10 protein-coding genes are annotated in these 15,431 nt (G+C 39.7%); 4 read left to right on the top strand and 6 right to left on the bottom strand.

Features of this window, described 5'->3' with window-relative positions; translation table 11 throughout:
* Positions 1–119: 119 nt before the first annotated feature.
* Together smc and ABEG20_RS10665 are read right to left on the bottom strand one after the other, a co-directional pair.
* The gene (gene smc, locus ABEG20_RS10670) at positions 120–3,659 is read right to left on the bottom strand and encodes a chromosome segregation protein SMC (RefSeq protein WP_406827354.1); all 3,540 of its coding nucleotides are present in this window, start codon (positions 3,657–3,659) and stop codon (positions 120–122) included.
* A gap of 470 nt (positions 3,660–4,129) precedes the next feature.
* The gene (locus ABEG20_RS10665; RefSeq protein ID WP_406827353.1) at positions 4,130–6,433 is read right to left on the bottom strand and encodes an ATP-dependent helicase; all 2,304 of its coding nucleotides are present in this window, start codon (positions 6,431–6,433) and stop codon (positions 4,130–4,132) included.
* 480 nt (positions 6,434–6,913) lie between these two features.
* Here ABEG20_RS10665 and ABEG20_RS10660 point away from each other — a divergent pair, with 480 nt between their 5' ends.
* Positions 6,914–7,237: a DUF493 family protein gene (locus tag ABEG20_RS10660; protein WP_406827352.1), complete on the top strand. Its 324-nt coding sequence runs from the start codon at positions 6,914–6,916 to the stop codon at positions 7,235–7,237.
* Positions 7,238–7,555: 318 nt separating this feature from the next.
* On the opposite strand, the gene ABEG20_RS10655 is transcribed toward ABEG20_RS10660, so the two are convergent.
* Complete coding sequence (locus tag ABEG20_RS10655; protein ID WP_387504556.1) at positions 7,556–7,951, bottom strand: winged helix-turn-helix transcriptional regulator; 396 nt, start codon at positions 7,949–7,951, stop codon at positions 7,556–7,558.
* Between the two features lie 39 nt (positions 7,952–7,990).
* Between ABEG20_RS10655 and ABEG20_RS10650 the strand changes: the two genes are divergently transcribed.
* On the top strand, positions 7,991–8,875 hold the full coding sequence (locus ABEG20_RS10650; protein WP_387504557.1) for an NmrA family NAD(P)-binding protein: 885 nt from the start codon (positions 7,991–7,993) through the stop codon (positions 8,873–8,875).
* A gap of 46 nt (positions 8,876–8,921) precedes the next feature.
* On the opposite strand, the gene ABEG20_RS10645 is transcribed toward ABEG20_RS10650, so the two are convergent.
* The 3 genes from ABEG20_RS10645 to ABEG20_RS10635 are packed head-to-tail and all read right to left on the bottom strand — an operon-like array spanning position 8,922 to position 12,008.
* Positions 8,922–10,427: a PH domain-containing protein gene (locus tag ABEG20_RS10645; RefSeq protein ID WP_406827351.1), complete on the bottom strand. Its 1,506-nt coding sequence runs from the start codon at positions 10,425–10,427 to the stop codon at positions 8,922–8,924.
* Positions 10,427–10,975 carry a PH domain-containing protein gene (locus tag ABEG20_RS10640; RefSeq protein ID WP_406827350.1) on the bottom strand — a complete coding sequence of 183 codons (549 nt, stop codon included), beginning with the start codon at positions 10,973–10,975 and terminating at the stop codon, positions 10,427–10,429. The genes ABEG20_RS10645 and ABEG20_RS10640 overlap by 1 nt, the downstream gene beginning before the upstream one ends.
* 55 nt (positions 10,976–11,030) lie before the next feature.
* The gene (locus tag ABEG20_RS10635; protein WP_406827349.1) at positions 11,031–12,008 is read right to left on the bottom strand and encodes a GDSL-type esterase/lipase family protein; all 978 of its coding nucleotides are present in this window, start codon (positions 12,006–12,008) and stop codon (positions 11,031–11,033) included.
* Between the two features lie 286 nt (positions 12,009–12,294).
* Here ABEG20_RS10635 and ABEG20_RS10630 point away from each other — a divergent pair, with 286 nt between their 5' ends.
* Both ABEG20_RS10630 and ABEG20_RS10625 read left to right on the top strand, forming a co-directional pair.
* Positions 12,295–13,665: a dipeptidase gene (locus tag ABEG20_RS10630; RefSeq protein ID WP_406827348.1), complete on the top strand. Its 1,371-nt coding sequence runs from the start codon at positions 12,295–12,297 to the stop codon at positions 13,663–13,665.
* Positions 13,666–14,410: 745 nt separating this feature from the next.
* Positions 14,411–15,391 (top strand): glycoside hydrolase family 43 protein, encoded by a 981-nt coding sequence (locus tag ABEG20_RS10625; protein ID WP_406827347.1) that lies wholly within the window; start codon positions 14,411–14,413, stop codon positions 15,389–15,391.
* Positions 15,392–15,431 lie beyond the last annotated feature (40 nt).

Here is a 15,431-nt window from a genome sequence, read left to right as displayed (position 1 = left end):
CATCTTTTTCTTAGGTTGAAGATGCTTCGTACCTCAAGCATGACAAAAAATATAAAAAATATCGAAAGGCTGAAGCGCTGAGTTTTGCTTTGGTCTTTCTGCTTTTATCTTTCCGCTTTTTACGCCGCTACTTCCCTTAAATCTACGGCTACCACCCTTGAAACCCCTTGTTCTACCATGGTTACGCCATAAATAATATCAGTACTGGCAATGGTCCGTTTGTTATGTGATACGATGATAAACTGCGACTGATCAGAAAATTTGCGGATAATATTATTGAATTTATCGATGTTGGTATCATCCAAAGGGGCATCAACCTCATCAAAAATGCAAAAAGGAGCAGGCTTTAACAGGTAAAGTGAAAACAGTAGGGCTGTAGCAGTTAAGGTTTTTTCTCCACCGGATAACTGGTTGATGGATAAAGGACGTTTCCCTTTCGGACGTGCAATAATATCAATATCAGCTTCTAAAGGGTTATTGATATCGGACAAAATGAGGTCGCAGCTATCTTCTTCGTTAAATAAAGAACGGAAAACCACTATAAAGTGCTCGCGGGCCTGTGTAAAGGCTTGCATAAATTTATCCTTGGCCGTATCGTCTATTTCCTTAATTGTCTGTAAAAGATCACTTTTGGCTGCGTTAAGATCCTTTTTCTGGTTTTGGATAAACGTATAACGCTCTTCCATTTCTTTAAAGGCTTCCATGGCCATAGAGTTGATGGCACCAAATTCGTCCAATTGGCGTTTCATTTTTTCTACTTTCTGTCGGATTTCAAATTCACTTTCCAGTGCTTCAATCTCGGTATCGGTTTCTAAAAGATCATTAATATCAATATTGAATTCTACCGCCAAACGCTCTTTTAAAGCATTCAGGTCGATTTTTAAAGCATTTTTTTTATCCTTGATTTCAGTTAAAAGGAAATCGGTTTCTTCTCGGTTTTTACGGATATTGGTTAAATCCGTTTCTACCTGGTTAATGCTGCCCTTGATTTCAAAATACTCTTTTTCTGCTTCAGCAAGTCCGTTTTCCATCTCCTCCCGTTGCTGATACATCTCTAAAAGGGTATCGTCGCTCAGATCGGTGTGTTGCAAAGTTGCCGTTATTTGTACCAGGGTTTCCTGCAATTCTTTATCATTTTGGGCAATGCGCTTATTTAAGGCTTCTTCCTGTACAAAACGGTAATCCAAGTCTTTTTCCAGCCCCGATAACTTATTTTGTTGTTGATGGAAACGGATATTATCCTGGTTGTACTTGCCAGCGCTTTCGTTTACCTGGTCGGCAATTTCCTGATAGTTCAGTTGCTGCTCCTGTAGATTTACATGTGCTTCCTGCTGGTCTTTCTGTAACTGTACCAAGGCCGGTAACTTCTCTGACAAGGCTTTTTCTATCGATACTATTTTTTGCGCAATATCTGTTTTCCGGTTTTCGCTGGTGGTGATAAACTCCTGATATTGATCGCGACGGGTCTGGACAGAAATGTGTTCGTTGTTTAAACGATTCATTTCCTGTTGTAAAGCGTTGATCTGATTAATTTTTGAAGCCTCTTTCAGGTTAAATATATTGTCTGTTTCGGCTTTTATCGCTGCATTATATTGATTGATGAGTGATTCTGAAGCTTTAATTTCTTTTGCCAGATTCTCTAAATTCTTGGCGCGGCCAATCCTTTTACCTTCAAACAAACCTACTGAACCACCCGCCAGAGTAAATTTGGTTTGTGCATATTTACCATTTTTGGCTAATACGGTTAAACTGTCAGTCGGCGTATTTTTAAATCGGTTTTCTTGTTCGTTTTCAGCGATGTAAACATTTTGCAAAAGCAAATTGCAGAGGTTCTGGTATTTTTTATCAACCTCTACTACCGATAAAGCGGATATCAGCCCATCATAACTGCCGACAACCGGATTTTTATCCGGAACATTTTCTAAAATAAAAAAGTTTGCCCTTCCACGGCTGGCATCGGTTAAGAGGTTAATCGCCTGAACGGCATCTGTATAATGATCAACTACGTAGTGGTTCATTACCGGCTCCAGATAGTTCTCTATGGCTATGCGGTAATCTTCATTACAGAATAAAATGTCAGAAAGGAGCAAGGCATTTTTGGCAAAAGCATTGTTTTTCTTTAAAAAACGGATCGATTCAGGGAAACCTTCCAGACTATCAACCAGCGATTTAGTAAGGTTATATTCGTTTTGCCTGGCATCTTTTTTACGGTTTTCGGCCGTTAGTTTTTCCTTATTGGAACTTAAGTTACTTTCTGAAGTGGCTAATTTTTCTTTTAAGAGTTCTTCTGCTTCGGTGAGATTTTTAATGTTGGCCTGTTTTTCACGTACCTGGATATCAAGTTCAGCCAGGGCGTGATCAAAAGCCTTTAATTCCAGCGTTTTGGTTTCGGTATCGTCAACATTCCGGTTACTTTCCTGTACCAGGGCGTCTTTCTGAATATTCAGGATGTCAATTTCTTTTTGCGACTGGTATACATGGCTTTGCAGGTCGTTAACAGATTTGATCAGGTTGTCGATCCGGTTTTTTTCAATCTGCTGCTGCTCACGCAAGGTATCAAGCATCGATTTTAACTGTTTTAAGTCAGCTTCCAAACGGTTAAATACCTCGGTTTCTGTTACCACTTCTTCATTTAACCGTTTAATATTATATTTAATGTGGTTGACCTGGTTTTTATCTTTCTCCAGTTCGCCCGATAAACGGGTTTCTTTTTCCTGTAAAAAACGCATCTGCTCATTTTTTACTTTTTTCTCACTTTCGTAAGCGCGGATTTTGGAAACAAACTCGTTGGTGGCTTTTTGTTGTACCGAAAGGTTTTTCTCCTGACTGATACTGCTCAGTTTAAGCTTCTGCAGCTGGGCTTCACCGGTATCTATTTTGGTGCTTAGCTCGGTTCTGTTTAACATTTGCTGCTGCTCCTGAGCTTCGAGCGCGCTTAAATCGGTACGAAAAAAGGCAATGCGGTGCGTGGCCAGTTGTACACTCAACTCGCGGTATTGTTCCTTTAATTTATAATAACGTTCTGCTTTACGCGCCTGGTTTTCTAAAGTCTTTAGATTTTTTTCGATCTCGAAAAGCAAATCCTCTACCCGCTCTAAATCTGCTTCGGTATCTTTTAATTTGCTGAAAGTTTGTCGCTTACGGAGTTTGTATTTAGAGATGCCCGATGCTTCCTCAAATAGCGACCTCCGGCTATGCTCTTTGTTGGTGATAATTTCATCAACCATTTTCAGCTCAATAATCGAATAGCTGTCAGAACCAATCCCGGTATCCAGAAAAAGGTCGGTAATATCTTTTAACCTGCACTGCACATCATTTAAGCGGTATTCGCTATCGCCATTGCGGTACAGTTTCCGGGTTACGGTAACCTGCGAATAAGCGGTAGGAAGGATGTTTTTGGTGTTGTCAAAGCTTAATGAAACCTCGGCAAGTTGTGCCTGTTTACGGTTTTTTGTTCCATTGAAAATAATGTTTTCCATCTTTTCCGAACGTAATGCTTTTGTACTCTGCTCGCCCAAAACCCAGCGCATCGCATCAATTACATTTGATTTTCCGCAACCGTTAGGGCCAACAATAGCGGTAACGCCTTCATTAAAATTGATGGTCACTTTATCGCCAAAGCTCTTAAAACCTTTAATTTCTAACCTGGTAAGTTGCATGGTTTGTAATCGGGAGAACCGAACCCAATATTAAGGATAATTTTATGGTTTTTCAAGTTTTAAACAGGGTGTTTTAACCATAAAGAGGGTAGAAAGAAAAGCGCAGAGTGCATAGCGCTATGAGCAATTTTCAAAAGCGATAGTCTTGCTGATCCGATAGTTAGTTATCGGATTTGATTCAGCATCTTATTAAATGTTTATCCATAAAAGAAGGTGGTGTCAAAAAGATTTATGCTGGCTTAACAAGCAAATTATATTTTGATAGGTCGTCATTCCCAATTTAATTGGGAATCATAATGCTATTGCAGGGTGCTTTAAGATTTCCGCATGCGTGAGAATGACGACCACACTAGTGGATTCTGTCAATGGCAATCTGTTGATTATCTACTAAAGATCCTGAAACGAGTTCAGGATGACTAATCTTGTTATTTAGCATCTCTGAATTTCGGCGGCTAAATGGAAATCTACATTTATTTCACAATCATCAATTTTGCAAACTTAAGCAGCAACTGTTTATTGCCTAAGCCCTGAAAAAATACAGTGGCTTTTACATCTGGTAAAGTGCCTTCTAAACTAATAATTTTTCCAAAGCCAAATTTTTCGTGTTCCACTTCCATACCACCTTGAAACTCGTGCGGTTGTGATGGCGTAAACCCAGGTGTTGGCACGTGTGCTTTTGCCAGTAATGAAGTTGTTTTCGGACGTGCGGCTGGTACTGAAGTAGTTGCACCGGCTGCAGGTTTTGGTTTACTGATGAAATCACGGGGCTGAGAAGTCCACGATTTACGCTCGCTGTCAAAACTGCCTTCAAAACTGTTTGATTTGGCTGGTTTAACATCCAATTCTAAAAACTTAGGGTTAATTTCGTTAATGAAACGGCTTGGTTCGCAATTGGTTAAGGTACCCCAGCGATAGCGGGAAGTGGCATAAGTGATGGTCAGTTTTACCTCTGCACGCGTAATGGCTACATAAAACAAACGGCGCTCTTCTTCTAAATCTGTGCGGTTAGTTAACGACATTTGTGATGGGAACAGGTTTTCTTCCAATCCCACAATAAACACGTTCTTAAACTCCAAACCTTTGGCCGAGTGGATCGTCATCAGAGAAACCGTATCCTTATTTTTATCGCCGTCCTTATCATCGTTGGTTAAAAGCGCAACATCCTGCATAAAAATATCAAGGCCTTTTTCCTCAATATCTTCACGTTCTGCAAATTCCTTAATACCGTTTAATAATTCCTGGATATTTTCATATCTCGCGCGCCCTTCAACGCTGTCATCCGTATATAGTTCTTTTAAAATACCTGCATGTTGAGCAATAAACAATGCCGAATCATAGGCATCAAGTTTTTTAGCTTCTGCCTGAAAGCTTTGCACCATCATGGCGAAATCATTGAGCTGATTGGCTAAACGTCCATCCACGTACTGGTGTGCATTCGAAATCACATCCCACATGGTGAGGTTATGCTGATCGGCTGCAACGATGATTTTATCGATTGAAGTATCACCAATACCACGTTTAGGGTAATTAATTACACGTTTTATTGCCTCTTCATCCTTTGGGTTAAAAGTTAAACGGAAATAGGCAATTAAATCTTTGATCTCTTTACGCTGATAGAAGGACGTACCCCCATAAATTTTATATGGGATATTCAGTTTGCGCAAACCTTCCTCCATTGCACGGCTTTGTGCATTGGTGCGGTAAAGAATGGCAAAATCATGATAGGTATAACCTTTTAAACTGCGTTCCTGAATAATGGATTCGGCAACCAGTTTACCTTCTTCATTATCCGTAAAAGCACGGGAAACTTTGATCCTGTCGCCCTCCACATTTTCAGAAAAGACATTCTTTTCCAGTTGGTTTTTATTGTTGGCAATGATGCTGCTTGCTGCGTCAACAATATTCTGGGTAGAACGGTAATTCTGTTCCAGTTTGTAAACCTTCAAATCAGGATAATCGCGTTCGAAATTCAGGATGTTCTGGATATTTGCACCACGGAAAGCATAAATACTTTGTGCATCATCACCCACCACGCAAATGTTCTGATACGCAGCAGCCAGTTTTTTCACAATCGTATATTGTGAAAAGTTGGTATCCTGGTACTCATCTACCATCAGGTATCTGAATTTTTGCTGGTATTTATTTAAAACATCCGGATGTTCTTTCAAAAGGATGTTGGTTTTGAACAATAAATCGTCGAAATCCATTGCCCCAGCTCTGAAACAGCGTTTGGCATAGGTTTCGTAAATCTGGCCCAACAGCGGGCGTTTGTTCTGGATATCTTCAGCCTGAATCTGGTCATTAGCCTGGTATTCTCCCCATGATATCAGGTTGTTTTTTGCCGACGAAATCCGGCCGTACACGAAATTTGGGGCATATAATTTATCATCCAGCTGCATTTCTTTTAAAATGGCACGGATTACACTTTTACTGTCGTCGGTATCGTAAATGGTAAAATTGTTCGGATAACCGATTTTTTCGGCCTCTACGCGTAAAATTTTTGCAAAAACAGAGTGAAATGTACCCATCCAAATGTTTTTCGCCTCTGCGCCAACAACTTTGCTGATACGCTCGCGCATATCTTTACTCGCTTTATTGGTAAAGGTTAAAACCAGGATGTTAAATGGATCGGTACCGGTTTGGATCAGGTGGGCTACACGAAAAGTAATTACCCTGGTTTTGCCCGAACCTGCACCTGCAACAATCATTACCGGTCCTTTTGTGTTCTCTACTGCTGCTCTTTGTTGTGGGTTTAATCCTGCTAAATAATCCAAATCGGCTCCTGTTTTTTTGAGGTTCAAAAATAACAATTCTCGGGGCTTTTTGCCAAAGGTGTTGGTAATTAGTTAAAAATCCAATGGCTCGTGCAAATCATTCGTCATGCTGAACTTATTTTATTAGCTATTCTTATTGTTTTTAGGTCTAAAAGCTACTTGGTGGTCAGCATCTTTCCTTTATTGGGTAATAATATAAAAAGATCGTGAGCTTAAATTTGGGTATGAATTGTACCTTCGATAATTTAGGGGAAAGCCAAACCTGTATTTCATAGGGTTGTATAGCCCTTTGCTGTGCTCATACGCCTGCAGGCCTTACGCTCAGGTCGGTATCCGCTTCGCCAAGGTTTAGGTAAATTGAGTTTATGCTGCTATTAAAGGTTCAAAACCCAAATTGATGTTTATTTCAATCGAATAACTGTGTATACTGTCAGAATTTCATACTGATTTTTTAGGTATAGAATTTGAGATAGTACAATAATGGAAGAGAAAAAAACAAATAACGATATTGAGTTTACCGATATCCCGGAAGGGGCCAGCCAGGATATTTATGTGAATTTAAAAGAGAAACTGGAAAGCGTTGAAAAATTTCCGGGTGTTTACCATTTTAAATTTATCATTACCGGAGGTTTAGATAAAATACAGGAGTTACGTGCCATTTTACCTAACGATGAGTTTATGGAGCAGCCTTCAAAAACAGGGAAATATGTTTCCATTACGGTAAAGAAACCAGTGCAAAATGCGGATGAGGTGATTGCAGTTTACAAGCAGGCTGGAAACATCAAAGGCATTATGATCCTTTAGGCCGTTTCGATGTATAGATGCGTTTTTCATTTTCAAGGTCGCCGTTTGCAGCTACGCTGTTCGTAAACCTGATGGCAGCGGCAGCCCCGAAGCATGAGGGCTACAGTGAACAGCAGGACTGCAGCTTCCGATGAAAAACCATCCTTTCATTTCCAATCAATAAAAAGAATATATCGCCTAATGATCAATTACACATAAAGCCATCATGCTAAACTTATTTCATGATCTACCCTGTATTGGCTTATATGTACCTTATGTGTCTTAAATGGTAAAATGAGCCAAAGTTTTACTCAAACCCTTATTTTGTCTATAATGAGGTTAAACAGAGCCATTTTTAATGGCCCAATCTACCATGGAATCCAATACCTGAAAAAGATCCTGCCCTGATTTGGTGAGACTGTAAGTCACTACAGGCGGAATAACCGCTTGTGCATCACGGTGAACCAGGTCGTCATTTTGCAATTGCTTTAAGTGTTGTATCAGCATTTTTTCTGTAATCTGTGGTATGGCTCGTTTTAGCTCACTATAGCGTTTTGGCCCGCTCATCAAATGAAAAATAATAATCGGTTTCCAATAACCACCAATTTTTTCCATTACAAAAGTAACAGGGCAGCTGGTTAGCGCTACGCCTTTATTGAAATTACGGGTCGAACTTTCTTTAACAGCAGTCATGGTTACATACTTTGGGGTAAGTACTTGTATAAAAGTAAGCACAAATATAGCTTTGTACTCAGTAATTAAAAATAAAAAATCATGAAAATAACATTAACAGGGTCAACAGGTAATATTACAAAGCCGCTGGCCAAAATATTGGTGGCCAAAGGCCATGAAGTAAAAGTGATCAGCAGCAATGCCGATAGAGCCGAAGAAATTAAAGCCCTGGGCGCAATACCTTTAATTGGTAGTGTAGACGATACAGAATTTTTAACAAATGCTTTCGCAGGGGCTGATGCCATTTACACCATGGTTCCGCCAAATTTTGCTGCGCCAAAATTCAGGGAATATATTAAAGGTATTGGCGAAAATTATGCTGCTGCCATAAAAAAGTCGGGGGTTAAAAAAGTGGTGAATTTAAGTAGTGTAGGTGCAGATCTGCCTGATGGAACCGGTCCGATAGCTGGCTTGCACGACGTAGAAAATATTTTTGCCGAATTAAATGGGGTAGATGTTAAACATTTGCGTGCCGGTTACTTTTACATCAACTTTTTAGCCAACATCGATATGGTTAAACATGCAGATATACTGGGTTCTAATTTTGGCGCTGATGCCAGACTTGTTTTGGTACATCCTGCTGATATTGCAGTGGCAGCTGCAGAAGTCTTGGAAAGTAATTTTACAGGTAAAACCATCCAATATGTAGCCAGTGATGATGAAAGCACGCCAGCTGATGTTGCAAAAGCATTGGGTATGGCTGTTGGTAAGCCAACATTACCATGGGTTGAATTTAGCGATGAAGAGGCATTTAACGGAATGGTAGGGGCAGGATTACCCGAAGAAATAGCCAAAAACTATGTAGAAATGGGCGATGCGATCAGAAGTAATAAACTGTTTGTAGATTATTACAAAAACAGACCTGTTTTAGGGAACATTAAACTTGAAGATTTTGCCAAAGATTTTGCTTCAGCATATCACAACTAATTAAAGCATAACCGTTGTTCGGTCCGGCAGCCGGACAACTGTTTGTTTACATCCAATTTTCATTTCTACTTTCCACCTGGTATAACCAATAATTAACAAGCTGTTTAATTTCGGTGTAATTGCCATACTTAAAGTGAATCTGTCCTGCGGCGGTATGTAAAGTGAGGTGGCCAACATCCACTCCTTTATGCCAGGGGTATTGAAAGGTGGTAATGGCCTGAATTTTATTAGGCATTACAATTTCATTAGCAATGTCCCAGATTCCGCTGGTTTTGATTATGAAATCCTGACTTACTGAAATCCGGTGCCGGCGGTAACTGATATAAATCATCAATACACCGATAATTAGATAGGCAATTGAAAAGCCAATATAAGGTTTCAGTTCTGGTACATTAAAGGTAATGATCAAAAAGATTGATACAGGTACAATCAGTTTAAAGAAAATAGGCAGGTTTAGAAAACGCCAGTCGGGAATAAAGGTTTTTTCCTTGAATGGTACCTTGCCCAAGATCATTTTCAGCAATTCATCGCGTTCGCCAGCATTACACCCCGGAATTTCTAAGGTGTTTCCCTGCATTTCGTGCCCTTTTTTACTCTGACCAAAATGAGCCTGTTTTAAACTCATATTCAGCATGTTCAGTTTTTTCTGAAAGTAATTCTGGCTGTATTTTGTAATCTGAACTTTATTTGGACTAACGAGGGTGTTTTTCTTGGCAATTAATCCCGATGAGAGCAAGAGCGTATTGGAATGTTCGCTAATTTCGAGTTCAAAATACTTGTAAAAAGTTCTAACCAGGTTAACAATCAACAGTACAATTAACAGGCACGCAACTAAGATAAAAATGGTAACGATGGTCAGCATCCCGGTTACTGTGCTCTGAATTTGATCTTGGTTAATTTTAAAAGCATCAAGTAATTGCCTGCCCTCATAAATAACGGTATAAAAAAAAACAACAATTAAAGCTAAACTTTGCCCATAGTTAGAGGTTAATCCAACTTTAAACAGTGTCCAGGAGCTTATTTTTAAAAATGGTGCTTCTGCTGTCTTGTTATTTTTCAGGTCAACTTGCCGTTGTGTTTCGGTTGTGGTATCGCTGTTCAACAGGTGTTCTTTAAGGATATAGGCCGAAGTTTCATCGATGGCTTTTATACTTACTTCTTCTCCATGCGCACCGGCCGTGTCGATTTTCAGCCCATAGACACCTATAATTTTTTGCAAAATGTTCTGGTTAATGTTAACCTGTTGTATTTTGTCAAGCTGAATAATGACCTGATCGCGGTTGAATATGCCTTTATTTACCACGAATTCCTGCTTTTCTTGATCTAAAAAGAACGTGAATTTTAGGTACCATAAATATGCAAATATAAAACTGAATACGATTATTGCAGCAATACCCAACATGAGGTAGGCGAAAGAAGTGCCCGACATCTTGACGAAGGCAATAACGAATAGGAAAAAAGTTGCCTTGCCAATTTTCAGCATCATGTGCGCACCCATGATGACGATACCCAAAGCCGATTCGCGCTGTGGTTTGCTAAAATTGTTGTCCATTACGCTTCTGTTTCAGTTGTTGGGTTTTCGAGCAGTTCTAATTTTTTCAAAAGTAAGTCCCTGATGTTTTTTGCCTCTTCAATTGCAATGCCCGAAATATGGATATGCCCCGTTTGGCCGCCTGCGGTAAACAGCTGTAATGATCCTAACTTGTACATCCTGGAAAACAGGCCTTCATTTAATTCGATATGTTGAATCCTGTTTAGGGGTACTATTGTAGTCGATTCAGCAATAACCCCACTTTTGTAAATCACGTCGTGTGTACGGATCGCATAACCCCGTTTTTTGAAACTTAAACGGAAAAGCAGAAAAAAAACAGCGGTCAGGATGAAATAGAGCGGGACAATCCAAACCGCATTTGGTCTTATTTCAGTCACAAACAATAAAAGCGAGCCAGTACCGATTCCCAGTAGCACAAAAAAAATCACCAGGTTGATGCAGATAATTTTCCAGTAACTGGAATGAGGTTGTTTTAGTAAAACTTCTTCATACTTTGGAAGATGTTCAAGATTTACTGTTTCGTTTGTAAAAGATATATCGGAGGACATAATTAAAATGATAGCGCGTATGAATCAAATATCTGACTAATATTTAATGCTTTTGTTACCTCGCTACAATAAACTTTTTGGTTGTGTTGTATTGGCCAGAATCAGAAGAAATTTTAAAGAAATAAATACCAGGAACAAAAGTAGAGGTATTGATTTCTAAAGTATGTTTGCCTACATTCAGGTATTCATTTACCACTGTTTTCACCAACCGGCCCATTAAATCATAAATCTGGACGTTTATTTTATCTGTTTCAGGCAAGACGAGATCAATAAATGTTTGCATGGCTGCAGGATTCGGGTAATTCTGCGTAACGGTAAACTTCAGGAATTTTTCAAAAATAGCTTTATTAATTGCGTCGAAAATAACATAACTGATCAATCTGTAACCGCGTGCATTTGGATGAAACGGATCCTGATAAAGCGAGAAATCGCGTCTCATTGCCGCATTTACATCAGCCAGGTATATTTTATATTCTGCCGCTAATTTTCTGTAAGCCGCATTGATATTCCTGATGTTGGTATTTACAGCCACATTACTTTTATTGGTCCTGTCATCAACAAACTGTAGCGTGCATAATATAGGAACCAACTTCTGTTTAAGGCTCACCGTAATTAACGACCTCATATTGGCAACGGTTTCGGCTATGCTTCCTTTTCCTGTAGTTATTGCAATGGCATCATTAATACCCATATCAATGACAATAAAACCTGTTCTGTTGGCTATAGCGTTGTCTATTCTGAGCAATCCCTGGAAAGTAGTCTGGCCACCAATACCATGATTGGTAATATCCACTATTTTGTTGGCGTAACAATTTATAAAATTGTTCTGGAGCATGGTCTGGAAACCAATACCCTTTACGCCCTCTACAGTGCTGGCACCAAAAGTTACGATATTGATACTGTCCTTTGAATAGTATTGCGCTGCTTCCGGGCAACTCACCCGCGTAGGAGTAGATGTCCCTTGTGAGAACGAAGAAATACGGATAACAAGAAGCAGCAGCAGAGTTAGAAATACTTTCGTGCTAAACTTCATTGGTAAAATTCTTTCGTACAGGATTTAAAGGATATTTGGCGCAATTTACAAAAAAGTAGATATAAATAATATTTGTACTATTCTTTTTTACAAACATAAAACGATTTGTATAGTTTGAAATACGGGTTTATGGCTTTTACATCAGCAAGTGATTTTAAATAAAGATTATTATCTGTGGTCAACCTATCGGCTGGAAGCTAAGTTTCGTTCTTGCATGGATGATAATTTCATCGTTTACTGTGCCTTTTATCAGGTAAAGCCTATATTTGCCCAAACTAATTTTGTTATGCAAGAGATTAAAAAATACGTAGAAACGCACAAACAACGTTTTTTAGATGAATTGTTTGAGTTATTGCGTTTTCCATCGGTTAGTGCCGATCCTAAATACAAAGCTGATGTTTTAAAAACTGCTGATTATGTAGCACAAAAATTGAAGGATGCAGGAGCTGATCATGTAGAAATCTGTCCAACAGCCGGATATCCTATTGTTTATGGTGAGAAAATTATCGATGCTGCTCTGCCAACTGTTTTAATATATGGCCATTATGATGTTCAGCCTGCTGATCCCTTAGAACTTTGGCATACGCCACCTTTCGAGCCAACAGTACGCGACGGTAAAATTTACGCCCGTGGCGCCTGCGATGATAAAGGCCAGTTTTATATGCATGTAAAAGCATTTGAACTGATGATGCAAACCAATACGTTGGCTTGCAATGTTAAATTCATGATTGAGGGTGAAGAAGAAGTAGGATCTGCCAATCTGGGTATTTTTGTAAATGAAAACAAAGATCGATTGAAAGCCGATGTCGTTCTAATTTCTGATACCTCGATGATCAGCATGGAGCATCCTTCTATCGAAACCGGTTTACGTGGTTTGGCTTATATGGAAGTTGAGGTAGTGGGACCGAACCGCGATTTGCACTCTGGCGTTTACGGTGGTGCAGTGGCCAATCCGGCTACTATTCTTTGTAAAATGATTGCTTCTTTACACGATGAAAATAATCACATAACCATCCCTGCTTTTTACGATAAAGTGGTAGAACTATCAGATGAAGAGAAAAAAGCATTAAATGCTGCTCCTTATGATGAGGCCGAATACAAAAAAGATCTTGATATTGAGGAAGTTTGGGGTGAAAAAGGTTATTCTACTTTAGAGCGTACCGGTACCCGCCCAACCCTGGAGGTAAACGGAATCTGGAGTGGTTATATTGGTGAAGGTGCCAAAACCGTATTGCCAAGTAAAGCCAATGCCAAAATTTCTATGCGTTTGGTGCCCAACCAAAGCTCAGAAGAAATTGCAGAGATTTTTACCAAACATTTTGAAAGCATTGCGCCAAAAAACGTAAAGGTAAAAGTTACGCCGCACCATGGTGGCGAGCCCGTGGTAACGCCAACAGACAGTATTGCTTACAAAGCTGCTGAAAAAGCCATTGAAGATAGCTTTGGCAAAACTGCTATTCCAACCCGTGGCGGAGGCAGTATCCCAATTGTAGCCTTGTTTGAGGATGTATTGGGTATTAAATCGGTACTTTTTGGTTTCGGTTTAGATAGCGATGCGCTACACTCGCCGAATGAGAAATATGATATCTACAACTATTATAAAGGAATAGAAACTTTGCCTTTATTCCACAAATATTTCGCTGAATTGAATAAATAAAGCAACAGATCGTCATTTCGAGCGGAGTGCAACGCAGTCGAGAAATCTATTTTAACCGATTTCTCTCCGGGAAGTTCGGGTTTGCGTTTCGATTGAAATGACGATTTTTTTTTGAAAACAGGCGTGCTGTATTCCATGGCTCCTGTAGCCCCGCCATTCGCTTATAGTCCTCATTTCGCTGTGCTCCATTCCGGGCTATTTAGCTTTGTCGGGTTTATTTTATAGTGGCCTGTTCTGATCAGCAAGGCCTGTTCTTGGCATTTGCTTAAAACGTTAATAGTCTTGCTATCCCTGACACCTAAACCCGATCTTTGTGGATGCTCCCGATTCTTCATCGGAGCAGTAACGGGACCGGGGCTGCCGAACCAGATAAGCACTGTAATTGCTTTCCTAAAACATTATAAACTGGAAGCTCAGCATTCTTTGCACCTTTTCTTATCGCGCTTTGCGATTAAAACGCCCTTTATAGCCAAACTCAGTTTTCTCTGTGTCTCGTCTCAGTTTTCTCCGTGGTTAAAACAATATGCGCCCAACTTTGCGTTCTTTGCGCCTTTTCTTATCGCGCTTTGCGGTTGAATCTCCCTTTATGGCCAAACTCAGTTTTCTCTGTGTCTCATCTCTGTTTGCTCTGTGGTTAAAACAATATGCGCCCAACTTTGCATTCTTTGCGTTTCTTCTTCGCGCGCTTTGCGGTTAAACCGATCACCAAATTTTAAAAACACAGATTTTTTTCTAAATTGTACCCATGAAATATTTATTCTCATCTCTTTTATTTGTATCCGCGCTCACTTCTTTAGCGCAGGATACTAAAACGATTAAGCAATCTGGAAATCCAATATTTCCGGGATGGTATGCAGACCCTGAAGCCGCTGTTTTCAATAATAAATACTGGGTTTACCCAACTTACTCTGCCAAGTATAAAGAACAGGTTTTTTTGGATGCTTTTTCGTCCGATGACCTGGTTAAATGGAAAAAACACCCTCATGTTTTAGATACTGCTGCGGTTAAATGGGCCAATAAAGCCATGTGGGCACCGGCCATTGTTCAAAAAGATAAAAAATACTATTTATTTTTCGGCGCTAACGATATCCAGAGCGACAATGAGGTGGGCGGAATCGGTGTAGCGGTTGCCGATAAACCAGAAGGGCCGTTTAAAGATCATTTGGGCAAACCATTGGTAGATAAATTTCATAATGGTGCACAACCGATTGATCAGTTTGTGTTTAAAGATAAAGACGGACAGTATTATTTAATTTATGGTGGCTGGAAACACTGTAATATTGCCAAACTGAATAAAGATTTTACCGGCTTTTTGCCTTTTGATGATGGAAAAATCTTTAAAGAAATCACGCCCGATAACTATGTAGAAGGCCCTTATATGTTCATCAGAAATGGTAAATATTATTTTATGTGGAGCGAAGGCGGCTGGACCGGACCTGATTATTCTGTAGCCTACGCGGTAAGCGATTCGCCATTTGGCCCATTTAAAAGGGTAGGTAAAATTTTGCAGCAAGATGCCACTATTGCCAGGGGGGCAGGGCACCACTCTTTAATCATCAATGAGAAAAAGAATAAATACTACATTGTTTACCACCGCAGGCCATTAACCGAAACGGATGGCAACCATCGCGAAACCTGTATCGATGAAATGAAATTTGATGCAGATGGGATGATTTTACCGGTAAAAATTACTAAAGAAGGCGTTAAGGCCCAGAAATTTAAATAGCCGTAATTTCCAATTGTCAGTTTGTAGTTTACAGTTAGCA

The sequence above is a fragment of the Pedobacter sp. KACC 23697 genome (genome assembly GCF_045348445.1).
Lineage (GTDB): Bacteria > Bacteroidota > Bacteroidia > Sphingobacteriales > Sphingobacteriaceae > Pedobacter.
Note: the sequence above shows the minus strand (reverse complement) of the source record. Positions and strands in the feature narration are given on the sequence as shown.